Source organism: Geosporobacter subterraneus DSM 17957, from assembly GCF_900142145.1.
In the GTDB taxonomy this organism is placed as follows: Bacteria; Bacillota; Clostridia; order Peptostreptococcales; family Thermotaleaceae; genus Geosporobacter; species Geosporobacter subterraneus.
The window spans coordinates 60,697-80,138 of the sequence record NZ_FQZV01000016.1; the positions used below are offsets into that span (position 1 = coordinate 60,697).

The following is a 19,442-nucleotide window of genomic DNA, read 5'->3' on the forward strand; positions in this document are numbered from 1 at the left end:
TTGCGATTCAGAATAATTATAGAAATTAGAGGTGGGAATGATGCAAGAGATAAGATTAACAGATATAGAGGGAATAAAGATTGGACATGAACAGGATTTATACGCTGCCACCGGATGTACCGTAATATTATGTGAAGAAGGTGCCACTGCAGGAGTCGATGTAAGGGGCGGCGCGCCGGGAACCAGAGAAACAGATCTGTTGGATCCCGTGAATCTCGTTGAAAAAGTACATGCAGTGCTATTAAGCGGGGGCAGCGCCTTCGGTTTAGATGCTGCAGCGGGAGTTATGCAGTATCTTGAGGAAAGGAAAATCGGTTTTGACGTGGGTGTGACTACTGTACCGATTGTAACCGCTGCTGTACTTTTTGATTTAATGATGGGAGACCACCGCATACGACCGGATAAGGCTATGGGATATAAAGCCTGCCAAAATGCGTTTCAGCAAGATTATCGTGAAGGAACGGTAGGAGCCGGCACAGGTGCTGCCATTGGTAAATATTTAGGTATGTCCCATGCAATGAAGGGCGGCATAGGTGTTTTTTGCATACAGGTGGGAGCACTGCAGATCGGAGCTGTAGTAGCAGTGAACTGCATGGGAGACGTAATAGACCCCAAAAATGGAGAAATTATTGCCGGGATATTAAAGGAGGATAAGTCCGGATTAGGCAATACAGAAGAAATAATGCTGAGGAATTACAAAGAGAAAAAAAACTTATTTCACGGCAATACTACCATTGGTGCAGTAATAACCAATGCTAAGCTTACGAAATCCCAGGCCAATAAAATTGCATCTGTGGCACATAACGGTTACGCCAGAGCGATACGGCCGGCACACACGATGGTAGATGGAGATACTATATTTGTAATGGCTACGGGAAAAGAAGAGGCAGATATAAATGTGGTAGGACTGTTGGCTGCTAAGGTAGTGGAAGAGGCGGTTCTGCGAGGGGTGCGAAAAGCGGAATCTTTACATAACATCCCGTCTCTATCAAGTATTGGCTGAAATTGACCTCTAAAAAAACAAATCAAATTATGAGAAATCATCCGGATTCCCTTTGTTTACTTCAATTTTATTTTATGATAGAATGACTATGGTTTAAAATTCAGGGTTTAAGCGATGTAAGGAGTGAAAAAATGGGTAGACATGGTACAATTGCCAATAGAAAAGAAAAACAGGATGCAAAGAAAGCCAAGATTTTTACTAAATATGCCAAGGCAATTACAGTTGCAGCAAGTCAAGGTGGATCGGACGTTGAATACAATCCTACCTTAAAGAATATTATTGATAAAGCAAAATCATTGAATATGCCCAATGATAATATAGAAAGGGCTGTAAAAAAAGGTGAGGCCAATACTGAAGGAGATAATTTTGAAACGATTGTCTATGAAGGCTATGGTCCTAATGGGGTAGCGGTGATCGTTGAAACCCTTACCGATAACCGAAACAGAACTGGTGCAAATATGCGCTATTACTTTGATAAAAACAAGGGAAACCTTGGAACAACCGGCTGTGTAGGCTATATGTTTGACAAAAAGGGCCAAATCATTATCGAAGCTGCTGCTAATATCAGCGAGGATGAATTAATGGAAGCTGCCCTGGAGGCTGGAGCAGAGGACTTTATTCCCGATGAAGAGGGCTATGAGATTGTTACTGCTCCCGAGGATTTTTCAGCGGTTAGAGACGCTCTAAAAGAAAAGGGTTACCAGTTTGTTTCTGCAGAAGTGACCATGATACCGCAAACTATGACTAAACTGACTACCGATGAAGAATTAAAAATGATGAACCGATTGATTGATATGCTGGAAGAAGACGATGATGTGCAGGAAGTATGGCACAACTGGGAAATGGAGTAGGTTATATTTTTTAAACTAAAAATAAATCAGTCATCGAAAGAATCCTTTATGATTTTTTCAATGACTGATTTATTATTTTGTCTTTTATAGGCCTTTTTATTTTGATGTACTCCGGTGCCTGTTCTTACAGCAGCCACGTGGGTGCCCAACTTATCACTTGAGTTTTTCAGCAAGTCTACAGCTTTAACAGTACCTAAAACAATCTTACCAGACTTTTTATTTTTCTTTTTCACAGCTTTATTACCTCCTATCATTTTTGTTATACTTAAATATATGTTTACCAATCCAAATAACAAGGGGCGTATGATAAATGCTAGGATCATTGTTTAGAAAAAAGAAGATCAATCCTGTGCCAGTGGAAGAGAAGAAAAAAGAAATTGCAGACATTCAGAAAAAAAAAGACCACAGGCTTTCTGAGTTATCGGAAGCGGAAATTGCTAAGGCCATAAGAGCAGCACTAAACAAATAAGGAAGACAAAAAAAGGATTGCCTACAGGGCAACCCTTTATTGGTGGGGGATATAGGGCTCGAACCTACAACTTCCACCACGTCAAGATGGCACTCTGCCAGTTGAGTTAATCCCCCTCATCCTATAAAGTGATAAACAATTCTTTTATATTTTAACATAGAATTTAAAAATTATCCATACTATTTATGGCAGATTTATAAGAAAGAACAGTATAGTTGGAAATATAATAGCTTTCAGCTGCTCAACCAGGGTTTGGCGGCATTTTTTGTAGAAGAGAAGTTTGGAAAAATTATAGGATTCTAAAGAATTCTAAATATATGGATAAAAAATATAGGCTTTGTTAAAGTTTAGTGTGGATATTACATATTTTAGACATAGATTGTGATAAGGGTAGGGGTGGACGACTCTGCCCACCCGCAGATAGCTTATTAAAACAAGCGGGCGGCCACGGGGGTCCGCACCCCACAAAATCAAAATCATAGTTTAACAGAGAAAAATTTATTGTTTATCCTGGACTATTTAAGAAGGTGGCAATTGCAAATGTATTTTTAAAACAATTCATGCCAATCTTTGGCAGAAAAATTGCATATTTTAATGATAAATGCATGTTTCATCAACTTTAATAAATCCTATAAAGAATAGGAAAATAAAAAGCGGGAGGAAAGACGATGTTATTAATGGAAGAACGTGAACTGATTGTTGAGTATGGTAAAAAATTGATTACCAGTGGACTGACTAAGGGAACCGGCGGAAACATCAGCATTTGTAACCGAGAGCAGAATTTAATGGCAATCAGCCCAAGCGGATTGGACTATTTCCTGACAAAACCAGAGGACATTGTTGTATTGGACCTCGACGGGAATATTGTAGAGGGAACTAGGAAACCCTCCAGCGAGTTAGCAATGCATAATATCTTTTACAGAAACAGAACAGATATTGATGCTGTAGTACATGCACACTCTACTTATTGTACAACCATTGCCTGTTTGAATTGGGAACTCCCGGCAGTACATTATTTGGTTGCCTTTGCGGGAAAAAACGTTCGATGTGCAGAATATGCCACCTTTGGAACTGAAGAATTAGCTGAAAATGCTTATAAGGGTATGGAGGATCGCTATGCTGTATTATTGGCTAATCACGGCTTGCTAACTGGAGCAGCTAATGTACATCAAGCCTTTAACATCGCTGAAGAGATTGAATTCTGTGCCGAACTTTATTACCGTACAAGGTGTATTGGCGAACCTGTTATTCTACCGGAAGCAGAAATGGAATTAATGTTAGAAAAATTTAAAACCTATGGACAAAAGAATTAGTAAAAGAGACAGTCAATAGGGTCATTCAGCGTGATATAATTGGCCAACAAATATAAAAAAATGTATAATAAGTATAACAGTTTAACAAGTAAATTGATAGGAGGTATGTAAAATGAAACTGTTTATTGATACGGCAAATGTGGAAGAAATTCGAAAGGCCAATGACATGGGAGTTATTTGCGGGGTGACAACAAATCCTTCACTGATTGCTAAAGAAGGCAGAGATTTCAAAGAAGTTATTCAAGAGATTACTGCAATCGTAGATGGACCTATCAGTGCAGAAGTAATCAGCCTAAAAGCAGAAGAAATGGTAGAGGAAGCAATTCCTTTGGCACAGATGCATAAAAATATTGTTATTAAGATTCCTATGACTGTTGAAGGCCTTAAAGCTGTAAAGGTACTTAGTGAAAAGGGAATTAAAACAAATGTAACACTTATTTTCTCTGCACCGCAAGCATTATTAGCTGCAAGAGCAGGTGCGACCTATGTGAGTCCTTTTTTAGGCAGAGTAGATGATATTGGCAATAGCAGTACCGTACTTATTGAGGAAATAGTAAAGATATTTGCGCTACATAACATTAAAACAGAAATTATTGCTGCAAGCATTAGGAATTCAATGCATATCGTGCAGGCAGCTACTCTAGGTGCACATATTGCAACTGTACCCTATAAGGTTATAGTCGATATGACAAAACACCCGCTTACGGATATTGGCATAGAAAAATTCTTAAAGGATTGGGAGACCGTTCCTAAAAAATAGCTTTTTTTTATAAACAGTACGGTCTCACTGGTTGATGAGGAAAGGAGATCGGAAATGGCAAAAGTTACTATCATTGGAGCAGGAGCCATGGGAAGTGCGTTGATTGTTCCACTAGCAGATAATGGACATGAGGTAAGGCTTTGGGGTACGGAACTGGATGGGGAAATCATTGATAGTTTAAGAAAGGGATTGCCTCATCCTAAGCATAAGCATCGTTTACCATCGGAGATTGCAACTTACCAGGTTACTGAGCTTGAAGAAGCTATGTTAGATACTGAGCTTGTGATTATGGCCATCACTTCTGACGCCTTAGAAAATGTTTTTGACAAAGTAGTTCCTTTTTTGAAGGAAGGCGTTATCGTCGGAAGTGTTTCAAAGGGTTTCAATTATGATCAGAATGGAAGAATTGTAATACTTCCTGAGATTTTGGAAAATACGCTGCCTGAGACTTTACGAAACAAGGTCCCAATCGTAGTAGTGGGAGGTCCATGTAAAGCAATAGAAGTAGTCTGGAAATCACCTACTGCTGTAACCTACAGCAGCAACAACGTAGAAGCGGCAAAATATATGCAAAGCATACTTATGACCGATGTATATCGGGTAGAAGTCACCGATGATGTAATTGGAACGGAAGTATGTGCTGCTATGAAAAATGCTTATTCTGTAGGATTAGGCATGGCAGAAGGTTTTAAAGCGAAAAATGGATTTCTTCACAATAATACAAAGGCTGCGCTATTCACCTTTGCAGTTGCCGAAATGGGTATTTTAACAAAGGCAATGGGAGGGTCATTAGAGGCTGTTATAGGACTTCCCGGAGTAGGAGATTTGGAGGTAACTGGAGAAGCTGGAAGAAATAGAACTTTGGGTGAACTTATCGGAGGCGGATTGACAGCCAGCAAAGCCGTGGAAAAAATGAGAGAAGAAGGAATTACCGTGGAAGGATATCCGGCAATCAAATTCGGATATTATCTGGCTAAGCAGCTTGAGTCAGAAGAAAAACTGTCTTTAGACCAACTTCCTCTATTAAGGGGCTTATACAGCATTTTATACGAGAATGCACCAGCCTATGGAAAAATCAAGGAACTTTTACAAAATTGTACTGGATACTATAAAATATAGTGTTTTTTAAGTAGCAGATCTTCATATGTTCATACTTAACACAAAAGACCTAGAGCAATCCCCTAGGTCTTTTATATTTAGGTTAAAAAATAATCTGTAAAGAAAACTTTTAATAGAAAATTTGTTGTGGCATATTTTGTTTGATATGAAAAGTGCAATGACAGGAAATTCTGGATATTTCAATAATTAAGATACTGATAAAAGGACAAGCTGGAATAAAATATGTACTGTGAGACAGAAAGGTGGCATAAATTGTTATATAATTTTATTATGCTTTAAAAATATTTAGAATTTTTAAAATAATGTTTTGAAGCACATCCGCTTTTTACTCATGTATCCCAGATTTGATACAGAAGGAGAAATAGGTTCACAAAAGGTGCCATATCATGGCATAGATATTGCAATTATAAAGGGCAGGTGAAGCAGATGAAAAAAATATTAGACCTTATTCAAAATGAGGATAAAAAGAATCCTCTAACAGATGAAGAAATTTCGAAGATTTTGGGAATTAGCAGGAGCGAGGTAGTCAATTTAAGACATTCTTTAAAGATCGGTGATTCTAGAGAACGGAGAAAAAAGCTTTTAGAAGCGGAGATCCATAAACTCCTAGAAATGAAACCGGACATTTCTGAGAGAATGCTGACAGAAGAATTAAATAGAGTGGGTTTTAAATTGTCTAGGAATATCGTTTCTAAGTTCTTAAGATTGTCCAAGAGAGAGGATGCAGCAAGTATGATAGAAGAACTTCCTCTCCCCCAAAAAAGCAGTGGAGCCTTTGATAAAATCATTGGCGCAAATGGTAGCTTGAAGCCACAAATTGAGCTGGCAAAAGCAGCAGTATTATACCCGACAAATGGACTGCACACACTGATTTATGGAGGAACTGGTGTGGGAAAAAGTGAACTGGCAGAAAGTATGTATAAGTTTGCCATAGAGGCTAAGGTAAAGCCTGAGGATGCACCCTTTATCATCTTTAACTGTGCTGATTACGCTGAAAATCCTCAACTTTTGCTCGCTCAGCTATTTGGCTATGTAAAGGGCGCTTACACTGGTGCAGAAACAAATAAAGAAGGATTGGTTGAAAAGGCCAATAATGGAATTTTATTTTTAGACGAAGTACACCGTCTACCCCCTGAAGGCCAGGAAATCCTTTTCTATTTGATAGATAAAGGAAAATTTAGAAGATTAGGGGAAACCGATGTATTTAGGGAAGTAAAATTGATGATTATTGCAGCGACAACAGAGGATATTGAATCATCCCTGCTGGCAACCTTTAGACGTAGAATTCCGATGATGATTGAAATTCCTTCTTTATCACAGCGACCTTTTGAAGAGAAATTTGAGATCATTAAAAATTTTTTTAGGCAAGAGGCAACCCGAATGAATGTAAGTATCACGGTTAACTATGATGTCATAGTAGCCTTGTTGCTGTACGAAACCAATGGGAATATTGGACAATTGCGCTCTGACATACAGGTAGTTTGTGCGAGAGGCTTCTTAAATTACATGGTTAAGAAGCAAAAAAGTATTAATATTGAAATTACGGATCTGCCAAGTCTTGTGGTGAAGGGCTTGTTGAAAATTAAGACAAATAGAAAAACAATAGAAAAAATAATCAATAGCAATCTGGAAATTTCTCCTGACGACGAAAGCATATTGCAAAAAAGTGCCCTTGAAGCAGCCAAAGAATCCGGGTATGCTTTTCCGAAAGAAATCTACAGAGAGATTGAAGAAAAATATCAAAAAATGGAGTACCAGGGTTTAGATACTGCTATCATCAATCGAATCTTAGCTGACGAACTTGAAATGAAGATCAGACAATTAATTAAGCAGTTTCAGTATAACAAACATAACCTAATCAAGCAGGATTTAGAGAAAATTGTTGGAGAAAAAATAGTAACAGCTGTAGAAGAAATGATGAAAAAGGCTGTCAAGAACCTTCCGGATATTGATGAAAGCTTGTTCTATTGTTTAGCTACCCATCTGTCTGCTTCTTATGAAAGAATACTTCAAAATAAATTTATTGGAAACCCGCAACTCAACAGAATTTGTTTGGAATATCCAAAGGAATATAAAGTTGCAGAAGAGATGAGTAAAATTGCAAGTTATTATCTAGAAATAGATCTACCCGAAGACGAAATTGCTTTTATTGCCATGTACCTAAAAACCTATTCAACAAAAAATATGCTGAATGAAAACAATGTAGGAATCTTAGTTTTATCCCATGGACATGTGGCAGAAGGTATGGTTTATGTAGCAAATAGGCTATTGGGCGTTGAACATGCCAAAGCTTTAGAAATGTCTTTGGATGAATCGCCCAGTGTCGTTTTAGAAAAAGCAATAGATATGATTAAAAGTATGGACCGTGGCAAGGGTGTACTATTGTTGGTGGACATGGGTTCATTGGTCAGTTTTGGAAATATTATCACGGAAAGAACAGGAATTAGGACCAGGACTATTACCCGGGTGGATACGACGATGGTAATTGAAGCAGTTAGGAAAGCGTTAACACCTGATTCAGAATTGAATGACATTGCTGATTTTCTTGAAAACCAGCGATTTTTACCAAATAAAAAGCCGCTGGATAAATCTCCGAAAAAGCTAGGAAATGCAATCGTGAGTATTTGTTTAACCGGAAAAGGTGCTGCGCAGATGCTTGGGAAAGTTATAAAAGGCAATAGCCGTATAAAAGAGAATCTGGAGATTATTACATTAGGCGCTTTAACTGACTGCAACTTAGACGAAACGATTAAAAATATTTCAATGAAAAAGAATATACTGGCAGTTGTTGGGACGATAGACTTAAAGATTCCTGGAATTCCATATATATCGGCAAAAGAAATACTAAAAGGAGAAGGAATTAACAGAATACATAACCTCATAAATATATATGAGAACCCTACGGAAAAAATTGGAAATGGGGTCCCCGAGCTATCCTTTAAGCAGTTATTCAATCCAGAACTAATGCATTTAAATGTAATGGCGGCCAATAAGAATGAAGTATTGGATCGGATGGCAAATCGCATGGTTGAAAACGGCTATGTTACAGAAAGATACATTTTTTCCATCCATGAAAGAGAGATTATGGCACCTACAGTTTTTAAAAATATGGTAGCACTTCCTCATGGCAGTCCTGAAGAAATTATTCAGCCTGCAATATCGATCATGACTCTGTCTTCCCCTATTATATGGGATGGCAATCAAACAGTTGATTGTGTATTTATGCTTGGACTTAGTCAGTACTACAAAAAAGAATTCAGAAAATTCTATTCGATCATCAATAATGAAAAGGTTTTAGAAAAGATCAAGAAGTGTAAAACTGTTGATATGCTCATGGAGGTGTTACTAAAAAATGATTAAGTTTTCATTCGATAAAAGAACTGTAAAAGCGAGAGTAAAAACAAATTCTCATGAAGAAATCCTAAGACAATTGGCTACAATGCTTTATCAAGCTGGCTATGTAGCAGAGAGCTTTATTGATGCAATTATTAGTCGCGAAGCTATATTTCCTACAGGATTGCCTACAGAAGGTTATGGGGTTGCGATTCCACATACAGATCCCCATCATGTAAAGGAAGCAATGATTGCCATTGCCACCCTGGAAAAACCGGTTAATTTTAAGATTATGGGAAATCCGGATGAGGAAATAGAAGTGACTATTGTCTTTATGTTAGCCATGAGAGACAGCAGCAGCCAGCTGCAGCTTCTTTCGAACCTAATGAGTGTTATACAAGATATAGGACTCTTAAAGAGGATTTATGCCTCAGAAAGTGAGGAGGAACTCCTTGCCATATTAAATGATGCAATTGACCTTTAAATAAAGGAGGTGAAAAAATGAGAAAGTATAAGGTTCTGACAGTATGTGGAACTGGTATTGCAACATCTACAGTAGCGGCTGAAAAAACAAAGGAGATGTTAAAAGCCCGTGGCTTAGATGTAGAGGTTGTTGAGGCGAAGGCTTCAGAGGTAGCTTCTAAGGTTCAGGTTTTAAATCCTGATGTCATCGTGCATACAACTCCAGTAAGTGACAGTGCAGCACCAGGAATTAAGAAGTTCAGAGGATTACAGTTTCTTACCGGAATAGGCATGGATAAACTAGCTGATGAAATCGCTGATTATCTGAAGAGTCTTGAGTAAAAGTGACTTTAACAATTTAAAGAAGAGGGGGACTATAAATGAGAGTTATTCAATTCATACTCGATTTAGGACCAACCGTTATGATGCCCGTTATTATAACACTTCTTGGACTACTTTTCAGACAAAAATTTGCAAAAGCCTTTAGAGCTGGTCTTACAATTGGTATCGGTTTTGCTGGTATTAACTTAGTTATTGGTCTATTAGTAAGCAATCTTTCTCCTGCTACACAGGCTATGGTAAAAAACTGGGGGTTAACATTGGACGTTATGGATGTTGGTTGGCCAATCTCAGCAGCAATCAGCTTTGGTACTACAATCGTTCCGGCAGTTTTCTTTATAGGCTTTGTAATTAATATTATCATGCTTGCAATGAACTGGACAAAAACAATGAACGTGGACCTTTGGAATTACTGGCACTTTATTTTTACAGGTGCTCTTGTAATGTTTGCTACCGACAGCCTTCTATTGGGTTTAGTTGCTGCGGCCGTTACAATTATTATCATTTTAAAGCTGGCAGACTGGACTGCTCCTCTGGTTCAAGATTTCTTTGGATTAGACGGTGTCTCCCTTCCACATACGGAGACAGTATCTTGGGCACCAGTAGGAATGGCAGTAAATAAGGTTCTTGAAAAAATACCTGGAATCAACAAAATCGAATTAGATACAGATATGATTCAAAAACGTTTTGGTATATTTGGAGAACCAATGTTGATGGGGTTATTCCTTGGAGCTGCTATCGGTGGCGTAGCCGGCTATGACTTAAAAGGAATTATTCAGCTGGGTGTAAGTATGTCAGCAGTTATGTTTCTAATGCCAAGGATGGTACGTATTTTAATGGAAGGTCTTATTCCTCTATCTGAAAGTGCTCGTGATTTTATTGCAAAGAAATTCCCAGGCAAAGAAGTTTATATCGGATTGGATGCTGCAATTGCTATCGGCCATCCAGCTGTAATTTCAACAGGCTTAGTAATGATTCCAATTACGCTTCTATTGGCTGCCATTCTTCCCGGAAATAGATTATTGCCATTCACAGATCTTGCAATTTTACCTTTCTTTATGATTTGGGCTGTTGCTCCATCTAAAGGAAATGTTTTCAGAGGAATTATCACTGGAACGATTTTTATGATTGGTATTTTGTATATTGGTACCGCCATAGCAGGCGTATCCACAGTAATGGCGAAGAGTGTAGGATTTGCATTCCCAGAAGGAACCGCAGAAATCTCTTCTCTTGACGGTGGGGCTCACTTAGTGCCATATATTATTTATAAGATAATCGAGATGATATTCTAATGTAAAGGTTAGAGAGCCTTTGAGTTTTTTTAAAAGGCTCTCTAAAAAGTATTGCAGACTGTACAAAAAAGTTATCGGATATACAAAACTTTAGGTTGGAATTTGCTGAGGAGGATGTTAAATGGAAGGAAAAATGAAAGCAATGATGTTTTACGCACCAGGAGATGTTCGATTTGAAGAAACGAATATCCCACGGCCAAAGGATGATGAAATTCTTGTGAAAGTAAAGGCTGCTACTACCTGCGGTACGGATTTAAAAACTTATCGGAGAGGCCATCCATCGATCATTAAGTCTGTGCCTTCAACCTTCGGACATGAATTTGCCGGTGAAGTTGTAGAAATAGGCAAGAACGTAGATAATTTTAAAGTTGGAGACCGGGTAGTAGGAGGAAACTCAGCTCCTTGTTTCCATTGCTATTACTGCAATCAAGGCATGTACAGTCTATGTGAAAATCTAGAGTTTTTAAACGGAGCTTATTCCGAGTATGTGGTTGTTCCAAGGCAGATCGTAAAATATAATTATCATAAGATCCCTAAAGGATTAGACTACAGAGAAGCAGCTTTGGTAGAACCACTTGCTTGTGCACTGCACGGTATTGAGAGAACGCCTATAAGGGTAGGAGATGTTGTAACGGTCATCGGTGCCGGTCCTATTGGGCTTATGTTCGTTAAGCTTGCAGCTTTAAAAGGGGCAAAGGTTATTTGCGTAGACCTATCAGACTATCGGCTGCAAGAATCAAAAAAATTTGGCGCTGTCATGACAGTGAATGCTTCTAAAGAAGATCCGATTACAGATGTAAAAGCCCTTACTGCCTTGGAGAAAGGACCTGATGTAGTGATAGAAGCAACTGGTTTTCCAGAAGTATGGGAACAGGCGATTAACATGGTTCGCCCTGGTGGTTTAGTGAACCTTTTTGGAGGAACAAAGAAAGGAACCACTTTTACCATTGACTGTCAGTTATTCCACTATTCAGAGATAACCATTAAAGCAGTATTCCATCATACACCTTATCATGTAAAAAAGGCTTTAGAGCTATTGTCTGACGGTCAGGTAGACGGCAAGTTATTTATTACTGGAGAATATCCGCTAGAAAAGACAATAGATGCTTTGGAAAGTATAGGAAGACAAGAAGGTATTAAGTATGCCATTATTCCTTAATGAATAATACCTGGGGTCCATCTTAAATGGTGCACTCCTATAACAAAGGGAGGCCTTTCTTATGATCTATGAGTTTATGCGCTTAATGGCTGGTAAATATCTAAGAGCTTTAATTGACTATTATATTGCCAATCAGAATGTTTTTAATGCAATTGTTGTCGTAGGCGGGTTCATGTGGATCTTTTTTAAGCAAAAGGGACATGGGGAGACTAAAAAATCAAAAAATTTCTTTGGGATAGAGATCAAAGAAAAATAACAGAGCAGCTTCCATAGAATCAATAAGAGAATGGTCCTTAAGACAAAAGCATCTTTATAAAAATGGGGGAAGAGGAATGTACTCGGGAAAAGTTGTTTTAGAGAATGAAGCAGGCTTACATGCGAGACCTGCATCAATTTTCACACAGACTTCATTAAAATATAAATCGGACATAACCATCGCAAAGGAAGGAAAATCTGCCAATGCGAAATCAATTATTTCAGTGCTGTCTCTTGGCATAACGAAAGGAACAGAAATCACAATAAGGGCAGAGGGTGAGGATGAAGAGGCCGCAGTAAATGATCTTGTTGCATTAATAGAATCGAAAATGGGAGAAGCATAGTTGATGAGGACAGATTCTGTCCTTTTTGTTTGCAGATAGGAGGAAGCGGTAGCTAAGAAAGGAGATTATGTGATGAGGACACTACATAATTCAAAAGTGATGATTCATCAATGATGGAAGAGGAGGATCCGTTTATGTATGTTTTAGGGATAGATATTGGGACACAAGGAGTTAGGGGTTTAGTGGTGGACAAGAACGGATATGTAGCTGCCGCACATAGTACACCCTTTGAAGTGATCAATACTTCTGAAATAGAGAGCCATAAGGAACAGAATCCCAGCATTTGGTGGGATGCAACCATGGAAACCATAAAAGGAATTATCAATATACTAAAGGAGAAAAAAATTGATCCTGATGAAATTTTTCGATTGCTTTAGATGGAACTTCTGGTACCATTGTACCTTTAGATGCACAAAATACGCCTCTTTGCAATGGTTTAATGATCGCATCAATTTAGTTGTACACCAATCGGATTATGTGGTTGGCTGCCTTACAGGATGTTATGAATTTAGCGACTACTCAAATGCATTAAAAACAGGATACGATCTTATTGAAAAAGAATGGCCTGGCTTTATCGATAAAGGTTTAGGTGTTTCATTAAAAATACTTCCGAAGGTGCTATCTCCCGGGACTGAGATTGCATATATTTCTCGGACAGCAGCGGAGCTTACTGGCCTCAGCGAAAAAACCATCGTGGTAGCCGGAGCAACTGATGGTTATACCTCAGCTATTGCTTCTGGTGCGGTAGAGTCTGGAGATTTTATATGTGGAACGTAATGACGTACATCCTGCTGAGGCAGTTAAATTGATACGGGATTGCAAAGATATTATTCCGGTCATACCCTGGAACATATTACTTGCCTGGAAAACCTGGCAAATGAAAAAAACTGATCATGACAGGCGGTTCGGACTTCCATGGACCAAAGGGGCCCCATTGGGAGACAGGATAGAAATGGGATCAGTGAATGTGCCTGGCAGCTGTGTGGATGGATTAAAAGCATACCTGATGGAAAGGAGGAAAGCCTTTGAGTATCTATAAGGATTGTGATATCCGAGGGGTTTTTGACGAAGAGCTGGACTGAGAAACAGCCTATCATATTGGAAAGAGCATAGGAACGATCATGGGGGGAAAGACTATGATTGTCGGGGGTGATGTAAGGACATCTACTTCTTTTTTAAAAGAAGCATTGGTAAAAGGTCTAATGGAATGCGGCGCCCATCTGATCGATATTGGAACTGTTCCAACACCAGTATTTTACTTTGCCAAGGGATTTCTAAAAGCAGATGGGGGAATTACAGTAACTGCATCCCATAATCCAGCAAAGTATAATGGATTTAAAGTCATATTAGGGGATATGCCTATTCGAACTGAAGATATTCAAACGATAAAGAAGATTGTGGAACAGCGAAGCTATCAAGTAGGAATCGGCAGCTATCGAAATTTAGAAGTTAATGAACTCTATCAGGAATATACCAGGGGATTGGTTCGGACATATAAACCTCTGAAGGTTATTATTGATGCTGGAAACGGGGCCACATCAATATTAGCACCTCAGTTATTTAAAAAAATAGGTTATGAAGTTATTCCGCTGTTTTGTGAGTTCGATGGAAATTTCCCCAATAGAGAACTGAATCCGGCAGTATATAGCAATCTGGAAAAATTACAGACAAAAGTATTAGATGAGGAAGCAGATTTAGGCATTGGTTTTGACGGGGATGGGGATAGAGTGGTTTTTGTAGATGAGAAAGGGAGAATTTCAACTAGTGAGGAGAGTTTTACAGTATTTATTCAGGATTATCTAAAGGATCATCCTGCACCGGTGATCTACGATATAAAATCCTCCAGCATCATTAAGAAAGAGATAGAAAAACATGGCGGAAAAGCAATTATGGAAAGATCAGGACATGCCTTTATTAAAAAGACTTTCCTAGAAAATCAAGGGATTTTGGCAGGAGAAATCAGCGGACATTTCTTTTTTAAAGAATTAGGATATGATGACGGGATTTATGCAGCCCTAAAAATGGCGGAAATACTCAGTAAGAATAATCAATTGTTATCTTATTATATAGATAAGATTGATAAAACCTTCATGACACCGGATCTGCGAATACCCTATCCCAAGGAACTTCAAATAGAATTGCTAACCAAACTTGAAAATCTGGGAAGACGATATAAGATCGTAAGGCTGGATGGCATCAGAATTGAATTTCCAAGGGGATGGGCACTGATGCGGCAATCAGTTACAAAGCCCTGTGTTACAATCCGATTTGAAGCAGACAGTGAAGCTGATTTACATTTTATTAAAAAGGAATTCTTAGAAACTGTTCCGGAGTTAAGAGGGAAACATGATCATCTTCTCATATAAATTGTAAAGGGGGAATCTATTTTATAAACTTGTAGCATTTTATGACTGGTTAACTAAAAACCCTAGGCAGAGAAACGCTTGCCTAGGGTTTTTAGTTAACCAGTATAGAGGAATTAGGCCATTAAACTTAAATTATGATTGATGATTTCTATTTGATTGTATATCCTCTGAATACATTCTATTGCAAATTCATTGGAAATCATTATGACAAAATGGTCGCTGAAAGAAAAGGAATCCAGTATAGGCATCATTGAGCCTGCCAGAAAGCTGTAGATTTGTTGTTGGATGCTCTGACACCGGGACTGATCGTGGAACACGGCTATCTTTCCAATATCTGCTCTAGCATTCTCAAATGGAAGGCCGTTGGGATAGATCTTAGACAATAGGACGTCAGACTTATAATAGGCCGCTATACTTTGATTACTTTCCTTGTATAAATATGTATGGTCCTTGAGTTTTGTATATAAAGATTTATTTTCAATAGGGGTGCGTACACACGAATAATCTTTTTCGTAGGCGATGCCAATGATATTTTGACGGTGATACTTTGGATCTTGAAGGATAAGTGTCCCAGGAGCATCACTAAATGTAGAGCGTACCTGTACGGGTATTTGGGATTTTTTTGCGGCCTTCACAGCTCTCGGGTGAATCACTTTTGCACCGTTTAAAGCAAGTTTATACATATCATCATAGGATATTTCAGGCAAATAGGTGACATTGCTGACGATTCTCGGATCAGTTATAGCAACGCCAGGAACATCCGTAAAAATATCCACACGATCCGCATGTAAATATGCCCCTAATGCCACTGCCGTGGTGTCGCTTCCGCCTCTGCCCAGTGTGGTGATCCACCCATCCTCAGTAATTCCCTGAAAACCTGAAACTACTGCAATTTTACCCTCGCCGATGCATTGTTTTATAGACTGAGTATCAATATGTAGAATATCTGCATTGTTAAAGGTATTATTGGTATGAATTCCTGCTTGAAAACCTGTCATCGGAACAGCATATAGTCCATTTACCTCAAAATAGTGAGAAATGATAGCGGCAGAGATCATTTCACCACAGGACATAATAAAATCTTTTTTTAAGCCTTCTATAGCAGGATCAACTTCTTCCAGGAGCTGAATAAGTGTATCGGTTGCATAGGGTGCGCCTTTGCGACCCATTGCAGAGACGACCACTATAACTTCATTTCCATTTGCCCGGCAAGTACTCACATGTCGAAGCATTGCCCTCCAGCCTTCAGGGGTAGCCACTGAAGTGCCACCAAATTTCTGTACAACCAATCCCATCCCTTCACCTCCTATAAAAGATTCTTCTGTACTAGTGTCTCTGCGATTTGAACTGCATTTAATGCAGCGCCTTTTCTGAGATTATCGGCTACAACCCATAAATTTAAACCATTTTCTATAGATAAATCTCTCCTAATCCTTCCTACAAAAACAGAATCCTGTCCCTCAGCTTCAATAGCCATAGGATATTGAGCTTCAGCTGGATTGTCAACTACAACTACTCCTGGCGCGGATTTAAGGATTGTGAAGATTTCATCTAATACAAAGGGTTTTTTCATTTCCACGTTGATAGACTCAGAGTGGGAACGGAATACCGGAATACGTACTGTTGTGGCAGAAACGGATATATTTTTATCTAATATTTTATTAGTTTCATGGACCATCTTCATTTCTTCTTTTGTGTAATTATTTTCTAGAAAGATATCGATATGGGGCAGTGCGTTAAATGCAATCTGATAAGGATACACATTACTTCTAATTGGGCTTGCTGACACATAATCCTGTATCTGTTGATTCAATTCATCAATCGCTTTTTGTCCTGTGCCGGATACAGCTTGATAAGTAGATACGACAATTCTCTTGATGCCATATTGATCATGGAGAGGCTTTAAAGCCACCAACATTTGTATAGTAGAACAATTGGGATTTGCAATGAGCCCTTTATGCCAGGATAAAGCATCGGGATTGACCTCCGGAATAACCAATGGAACATCGTCATCCATACGCCATGCGCTGCTATTGTCCACTACAATGGCGCCTTCAGCAACTGCAATAGGTGCTAATATTTTGCTTGCATCAGCACCGGCAGAAAATAATGCAATGTCAACATCCTTAAAGGCACCTGTCTCCGCTGCCTGCACGACTACAGGTTTACCTTGAAAAATTATTTCTGTGCCGGCATTACTAAGAATATCCAGAGGTTTAATTACTTCTACAGGAAATTCCCGCTGCTCTAAAGTCTTTAACATTTCCCTTCCTACGGCACCTAAAGCGCCAACAACTGCAATATTATATTTTCGCATCAAATTACCCCCTTTTTTAATGCACTGCTCATCATGTGATGAGTAGCATATTATTATTATAATAGGCTTATTATTTGCAAGTCAACTAAAAAACAAAAAATTCAGAAAAATTATAGATTATAATTGCATACTTCTATTTCTATAACATAGGCGTCAACGTAATCCAATTATTTCCAAATAAACCTTAGAAGCATGTCATTCTGAGCGTTAGCGAAGAATCTTATAGAACATAAGCAAGATTACTTTTGATTATCAGAATATATCATCTAGCTTAAAGATCCTTCGACTCCGTTTTACTCCGCTCAGGATGACAAATTATGGGTTAAGTTGACGCCTATGATTTCTATAAATAAATATACAATGAAAAAATTGATAATAAAGGACAGAACAACAACATAATTAATAATAATTAGAAAATTAAAAATATTTATTGACATAGACCAAAACAATGGCTATCATTATATTAAGCTACTCATCATATGATGAGCAGTATCAAAAGGCAGGGGGACAAGATAAATGAGAAGAGCTTATGACGTTGTGGTCATTGGAGGAGGAATTATTGGTTTATCTTCCGCTTATTATTTAACGACAAATGGAAAGCGAGTACTGGTGATCGAAAAAAATGAAATTGGATCCGGTGCATCGGGGGCTTGTGACGACATGATTTTACTTCAGTCTAAGAAGCCTGGAATTTCCTTAAAATTAGCCATGGAGAGTTTGGAGATGTACCGTACGCTGTCAAAGGAACTGGATGTAGATTTAGAATTTGAAAGCAGGGGCGGTATGATCTTAATAGAGACACAGCAGGAGCTTGAAGTAATGGAGGATTTTGTTAAACAGCAAAGAAATTCTGGGTTGGCAGTAGAGATTATAGACCGAAAGACTGTGGAAAAAAAACAGCCTTATGTAAAGAATACGGTTATTGCGTCTACATACAGCAGTAAAGATGCTCAGGTTAATCCACTGAAGGTGATGCGGGGTTATTTGGGAAAAGGGATATCTAATGGATTGCATATTTTTCGGAAAACAACCATACGCAGTATAGACCAGAAAAAAGATCACTGGCTTATTGCTTTGGACGATGGTAAACAGGTGGAAACCGAATACATCATTAATGCAGCAGGTGCTTGGTCCGGTGAAGTTGGAAAGCTGATCCATATAGATATCCCAATTATACCGAAAAGAGGGCAAATCGTCGTTACGGAACAAATTCCTCATGTAGGACAGACAAACGTTTGGAGTGCAGCCTATATAGCTTCTAAATTAAAACCAGAGATGTTGGATAACATACATGATGAATATAGAAAACTGGGGATTGGTTTTGCATTTACACAGGCAACCGATGGAAATTATCTGATAGGCAGTACTCGTGAGGATGTAGGTTTTGACAATGGAATCACAATAAAAGCAATCAATTTAATGATTCAGCAGGCAGTAGATTTTTTCCCAATACTGAAGAATGTACATATGATCCGATGCTTTGCAGGCTTAAGACCGGCTACTTTCGATGGAAAAGCAATTATTGGAGAAGTACCCAATAAAAAAGGATTTTATGTAGCAGCAGGTCACGAAGGCGATGGTATCGCATTGGCACCAATCACTGGAAAAATTATTGCAGATATGATTGATCAAAAAGAAAACAGGACAGATCTTCAAGAGCTTAATTTGGGGAGATTTAGACAGGAAAGGATGGTGAACAAAAAAACGGTCTAAAACTCTTTATAATAAATATAGGTAGTTGCAGAATGTGGTTTCCATTTATCCACAGGAGAAATAGTATTTATGCGACAGCATAGGAAGATATAAACATGAAAAAAGGCATAGCAAAGCAAAGGGGCAGCTAAACCTCTAACTTTAAAGATTTAATCTATGCGATTGAAGATTTGATGGCAAGTGGATTCCTATGATCTTGCTGTGTTTTAAACAAAAGCATAAAAGCGATGAGCTGAGAGATGCAGGCTAGGAGAATGTCAGATTTGAGTGATACTGTGTTTCGAACCTTTGATGATTTAATTTGGATGAAATTCTTAATCTGAGAAATGGATCTTTCAACAATGGTT

The 19,442-nt window shown here is 38.4% G+C and carries 22 protein-coding genes, 1 tRNA gene and 1 pseudogene; 19 read left to right on the top strand and 5 right to left on the bottom strand.

The genetic code is table 11. From position 1 onward, the window contains the following. Positions 1–40 precede the first annotated feature (40 nt). Both BUB56_RS07180 and BUB56_RS07185 read left to right on the top strand, forming a co-directional pair. A complete protein-coding gene (locus BUB56_RS07180; RefSeq protein WP_110940693.1) occupies positions 41–1,003 on the top strand; it encodes a P1 family peptidase in 963 nt (320 codons plus the stop codon). A gap of 131 nt (positions 1,004–1,134) precedes the next feature. Further along, the gene (locus BUB56_RS07185) at positions 1,135–1,854 is read left to right on the top strand and encodes a YebC/PmpR family DNA-binding transcriptional regulator (protein ID WP_110940694.1); all 720 of its coding nucleotides are present in this window, start codon (positions 1,135–1,137) and stop codon (positions 1,852–1,854) included. Between the two features lie 26 nt (positions 1,855–1,880). Here BUB56_RS07185 and BUB56_RS07190 read toward each other — a convergent pair whose 3' ends face one another. Further along, entirely contained in the window at positions 1,881–2,087 is a 207-nt protein-coding gene (locus tag BUB56_RS07190; RefSeq protein WP_110940695.1) for a hypothetical protein, read from the bottom strand. A 77-nt stretch (positions 2,088–2,164) separates the two neighbouring features. On the opposite strand from BUB56_RS07190, the gene BUB56_RS19360 reads away from it, so the two are divergent. Next, positions 2,165–2,323: a hypothetical protein gene (locus tag BUB56_RS19360; protein WP_190014284.1), complete on the top strand. Its 159-nt coding sequence runs from the start codon at positions 2,165–2,167 to the stop codon at positions 2,321–2,323. Between the two features lie 40 nt (positions 2,324–2,363). Here BUB56_RS19360 and BUB56_RS07195 read toward each other — a convergent pair. Then, positions 2,364–2,439, bottom strand: a tRNA-Val gene (locus BUB56_RS07195). Between the two features lie 552 nt (positions 2,440–2,991). Here BUB56_RS07195 and BUB56_RS07200 point away from each other — a divergent pair. From BUB56_RS07200 to BUB56_RS20200, 15 genes and pseudogenes are all read left to right on the top strand, one after another. After that, positions 2,992–3,636: an L-fuculose-phosphate aldolase gene (locus BUB56_RS07200; RefSeq protein ID WP_110940696.1), complete on the top strand. Its 645-nt coding sequence runs from the start codon at positions 2,992–2,994 to the stop codon at positions 3,634–3,636. A 112-nt stretch (positions 3,637–3,748) separates the two neighbouring features. Continuing rightward, positions 3,749–4,396 carry a fructose-6-phosphate aldolase gene (gene fsa / locus BUB56_RS07205; protein WP_110940697.1) on the top strand — a complete coding sequence of 216 codons (648 nt, stop codon included), beginning with the start codon at positions 3,749–3,751 and terminating at the stop codon, positions 4,394–4,396. Between the two features lie 54 nt (positions 4,397–4,450). After that, complete coding sequence (locus tag BUB56_RS07210; RefSeq protein WP_110940698.1) at positions 4,451–5,515, top strand: NAD(P)H-dependent glycerol-3-phosphate dehydrogenase; 1,065 nt, start codon at positions 4,451–4,453, stop codon at positions 5,513–5,515. Between the two features lie 426 nt (positions 5,516–5,941). After that, positions 5,942–8,875, top strand: a complete 2,934-nt coding sequence (locus BUB56_RS07215) for a sigma 54-interacting transcriptional regulator (RefSeq protein ID WP_110940699.1) — start codon at positions 5,942–5,944, stop codon at positions 8,873–8,875. Continuing rightward, complete coding sequence (locus BUB56_RS07220) at positions 8,868–9,332, top strand: PTS sugar transporter subunit IIA (protein ID WP_110940700.1); 465 nt, start codon at positions 8,868–8,870, stop codon at positions 9,330–9,332. Before BUB56_RS07215 ends, BUB56_RS07220 begins: the two co-directional genes overlap by 8 nt. A gap of 17 nt (positions 9,333–9,349) precedes the next feature. Then, positions 9,350–9,652, top strand: coding sequence for a PTS sugar transporter subunit IIB (locus tag BUB56_RS07225; RefSeq protein ID WP_110940701.1), 303 nt, complete (start codon positions 9,350–9,352; stop codon positions 9,650–9,652). 38 nt (positions 9,653–9,690) lie between these two features. After that, positions 9,691–10,941 carry a PTS galactitol transporter subunit IIC gene (locus BUB56_RS07230; RefSeq protein WP_110940702.1) on the top strand — a complete coding sequence of 417 codons (1,251 nt, stop codon included), beginning with the start codon at positions 9,691–9,693 and terminating at the stop codon, positions 10,939–10,941. A gap of 121 nt (positions 10,942–11,062) precedes the next feature. Further along, positions 11,063–12,100 carry a zinc-dependent alcohol dehydrogenase gene (locus tag BUB56_RS07235; protein WP_110940703.1) on the top strand — a complete coding sequence of 346 codons (1,038 nt, stop codon included), beginning with the start codon at positions 11,063–11,065 and terminating at the stop codon, positions 12,098–12,100. A 61-nt stretch (positions 12,101–12,161) separates the two neighbouring features. Beyond that, positions 12,162–12,356: a hypothetical protein gene (locus BUB56_RS07240; RefSeq protein WP_110940704.1), complete on the top strand. Its 195-nt coding sequence runs from the start codon at positions 12,162–12,164 to the stop codon at positions 12,354–12,356. Positions 12,357–12,432: 76 nt separating this feature from the next. Beyond that, positions 12,433–12,699: an HPr family phosphocarrier protein gene (locus tag BUB56_RS07245; RefSeq protein ID WP_110940705.1), complete on the top strand. Its 267-nt coding sequence runs from the start codon at positions 12,433–12,435 to the stop codon at positions 12,697–12,699. 134 nt (positions 12,700–12,833) lie between these two features. Further along, the gene (locus BUB56_RS07250) at positions 12,834–13,076 is read left to right on the top strand and encodes an FGGY family carbohydrate kinase (protein WP_190014286.1); all 243 of its coding nucleotides are present in this window, start codon (positions 12,834–12,836) and stop codon (positions 13,074–13,076) included. Then, positions 13,054–13,476, top strand: a complete 423-nt coding sequence (locus BUB56_RS07255; protein ID WP_242946241.1) for an FGGY family carbohydrate kinase — start codon at positions 13,054–13,056, stop codon at positions 13,474–13,476. Before BUB56_RS07250 ends, BUB56_RS07255 begins: the two co-directional genes overlap by 23 nt. Next, entirely contained in the window at positions 13,466–13,738 is a 273-nt protein-coding gene (locus BUB56_RS07260) for a hypothetical protein (protein WP_110940708.1), read from the top strand. The genes BUB56_RS07255 and BUB56_RS07260 overlap by 11 nt, the downstream gene beginning before the upstream one ends. A gap of 55 nt (positions 13,739–13,793) precedes the next feature. After that, positions 13,794–14,759, top strand: a pseudogene (locus BUB56_RS07265) (phosphomannomutase/phosphoglucomutase); the annotation flags it as partial. 30 nt (positions 14,760–14,789) lie between these two features. Next, complete coding sequence (locus BUB56_RS20200; protein ID WP_330392582.1) at positions 14,790–15,065, top strand: hypothetical protein; 276 nt, start codon at positions 14,790–14,792, stop codon at positions 15,063–15,065. 113 nt (positions 15,066–15,178) lie between these two features. Here BUB56_RS20200 and BUB56_RS07270 read toward each other — a convergent pair whose 3' ends face one another. Both BUB56_RS07270 and BUB56_RS07275 read right to left on the bottom strand, forming a co-directional pair. Further along, positions 15,179–16,360: an aspartate kinase gene (locus BUB56_RS07270; protein ID WP_110940710.1), complete on the bottom strand. Its 1,182-nt coding sequence runs from the start codon at positions 16,358–16,360 to the stop codon at positions 15,179–15,181. Between the two features lie 11 nt (positions 16,361–16,371). Then, entirely contained in the window at positions 16,372–17,382 is a 1,011-nt protein-coding gene (locus BUB56_RS07275; RefSeq protein WP_110940711.1) for an aspartate-semialdehyde dehydrogenase, read from the bottom strand. Between the two features lie 516 nt (positions 17,383–17,898). Between BUB56_RS07275 and BUB56_RS07280 the strand changes: the two genes are divergently transcribed. Continuing rightward, positions 17,899–19,095 carry an NAD(P)/FAD-dependent oxidoreductase gene (locus BUB56_RS07280; protein ID WP_110940712.1) on the top strand — a complete coding sequence of 399 codons (1,197 nt, stop codon included), beginning with the start codon at positions 17,899–17,901 and terminating at the stop codon, positions 19,093–19,095. A gap of 154 nt (positions 19,096–19,249) precedes the next feature. On the opposite strand, the gene BUB56_RS19655 is transcribed toward BUB56_RS07280, so the two are convergent. Further along, the coding region (locus BUB56_RS19655) for a hypothetical protein (protein ID WP_278319467.1) at positions 19,250–19,442 on the bottom strand (193 nt) is incomplete at its 5' end.

Excerpts from the sequence above, each read along its gene's own strand:
- BUB56_RS07180 (WP_110940693.1), top strand. The coding sequence starts at position 41 with ATGCAAGAGATAAGATTAACAGATATAGAGGGAATAAAGATTGGACAT.
- BUB56_RS07185 (WP_110940694.1), top strand. The coding sequence starts at position 1,135 with ATGGGTAGACATGGTACAATTGCCAATAGAAAAGAAAAACAGGATGCA.
- BUB56_RS19360 (WP_190014284.1), top strand. The coding sequence starts at position 2,165 with ATGCTAGGATCATTGTTTAGAAAAAAGAAGATCAATCCTGTGCCAGTG.
- BUB56_RS07200 (WP_110940696.1), top strand. The coding sequence starts at position 2,992 with ATGTTATTAATGGAAGAACGTGAACTGATTGTTGAGTATGGTAAAAAA.
- fsa (WP_110940697.1), top strand. The coding sequence starts at position 3,749 with ATGAAACTGTTTATTGATACGGCAAATGTGGAAGAAATTCGAAAGGCC.
- BUB56_RS07210 (WP_110940698.1), top strand. The coding sequence starts at position 4,451 with ATGGCAAAAGTTACTATCATTGGAGCAGGAGCCATGGGAAGTGCGTTG.
- BUB56_RS07215 (WP_110940699.1), top strand. The coding sequence starts at position 5,942 with ATGAAAAAAATATTAGACCTTATTCAAAATGAGGATAAAAAGAATCCT.
- BUB56_RS07220 (WP_110940700.1), top strand. The coding sequence starts at position 8,868 with ATGATTAAGTTTTCATTCGATAAAAGAACTGTAAAAGCGAGAGTAAAA.
- BUB56_RS07225 (WP_110940701.1), top strand. The coding sequence starts at position 9,350 with ATGAGAAAGTATAAGGTTCTGACAGTATGTGGAACTGGTATTGCAACA.
- BUB56_RS07230 (WP_110940702.1), top strand. The coding sequence starts at position 9,691 with ATGAGAGTTATTCAATTCATACTCGATTTAGGACCAACCGTTATGATG.
- BUB56_RS07235 (WP_110940703.1), top strand. The coding sequence starts at position 11,063 with ATGGAAGGAAAAATGAAAGCAATGATGTTTTACGCACCAGGAGATGTT.
- BUB56_RS07240 (WP_110940704.1), top strand. The coding sequence starts at position 12,162 with ATGATCTATGAGTTTATGCGCTTAATGGCTGGTAAATATCTAAGAGCT.
- BUB56_RS07245 (WP_110940705.1), top strand. The coding sequence starts at position 12,433 with ATGTACTCGGGAAAAGTTGTTTTAGAGAATGAAGCAGGCTTACATGCG.
- BUB56_RS07250 (WP_190014286.1), top strand. The coding sequence starts at position 12,834 with ATGTATGTTTTAGGGATAGATATTGGGACACAAGGAGTTAGGGGTTTA.
- BUB56_RS07255 (WP_242946241.1), top strand. The coding sequence starts at position 13,054 with ATGAAATTTTTCGATTGCTTTAGATGGAACTTCTGGTACCATTGTACC.
- BUB56_RS20200 (WP_330392582.1), top strand. The coding sequence starts at position 14,790 with ATGACACCGGATCTGCGAATACCCTATCCCAAGGAACTTCAAATAGAA.
- BUB56_RS07270 (WP_110940710.1), bottom strand. The coding sequence starts at position 16,360 with ATGGGATTGGTTGTACAGAAATTTGGTGGCACTTCAGTGGCTACCCCT.
- BUB56_RS07275 (WP_110940711.1), bottom strand. The coding sequence starts at position 17,382 with ATGCGAAAATATAATATTGCAGTTGTTGGCGCTTTAGGTGCCGTAGGA.
- BUB56_RS07280 (WP_110940712.1), top strand. The coding sequence starts at position 17,899 with ATGAGAAGAGCTTATGACGTTGTGGTCATTGGAGGAGGAATTATTGGT.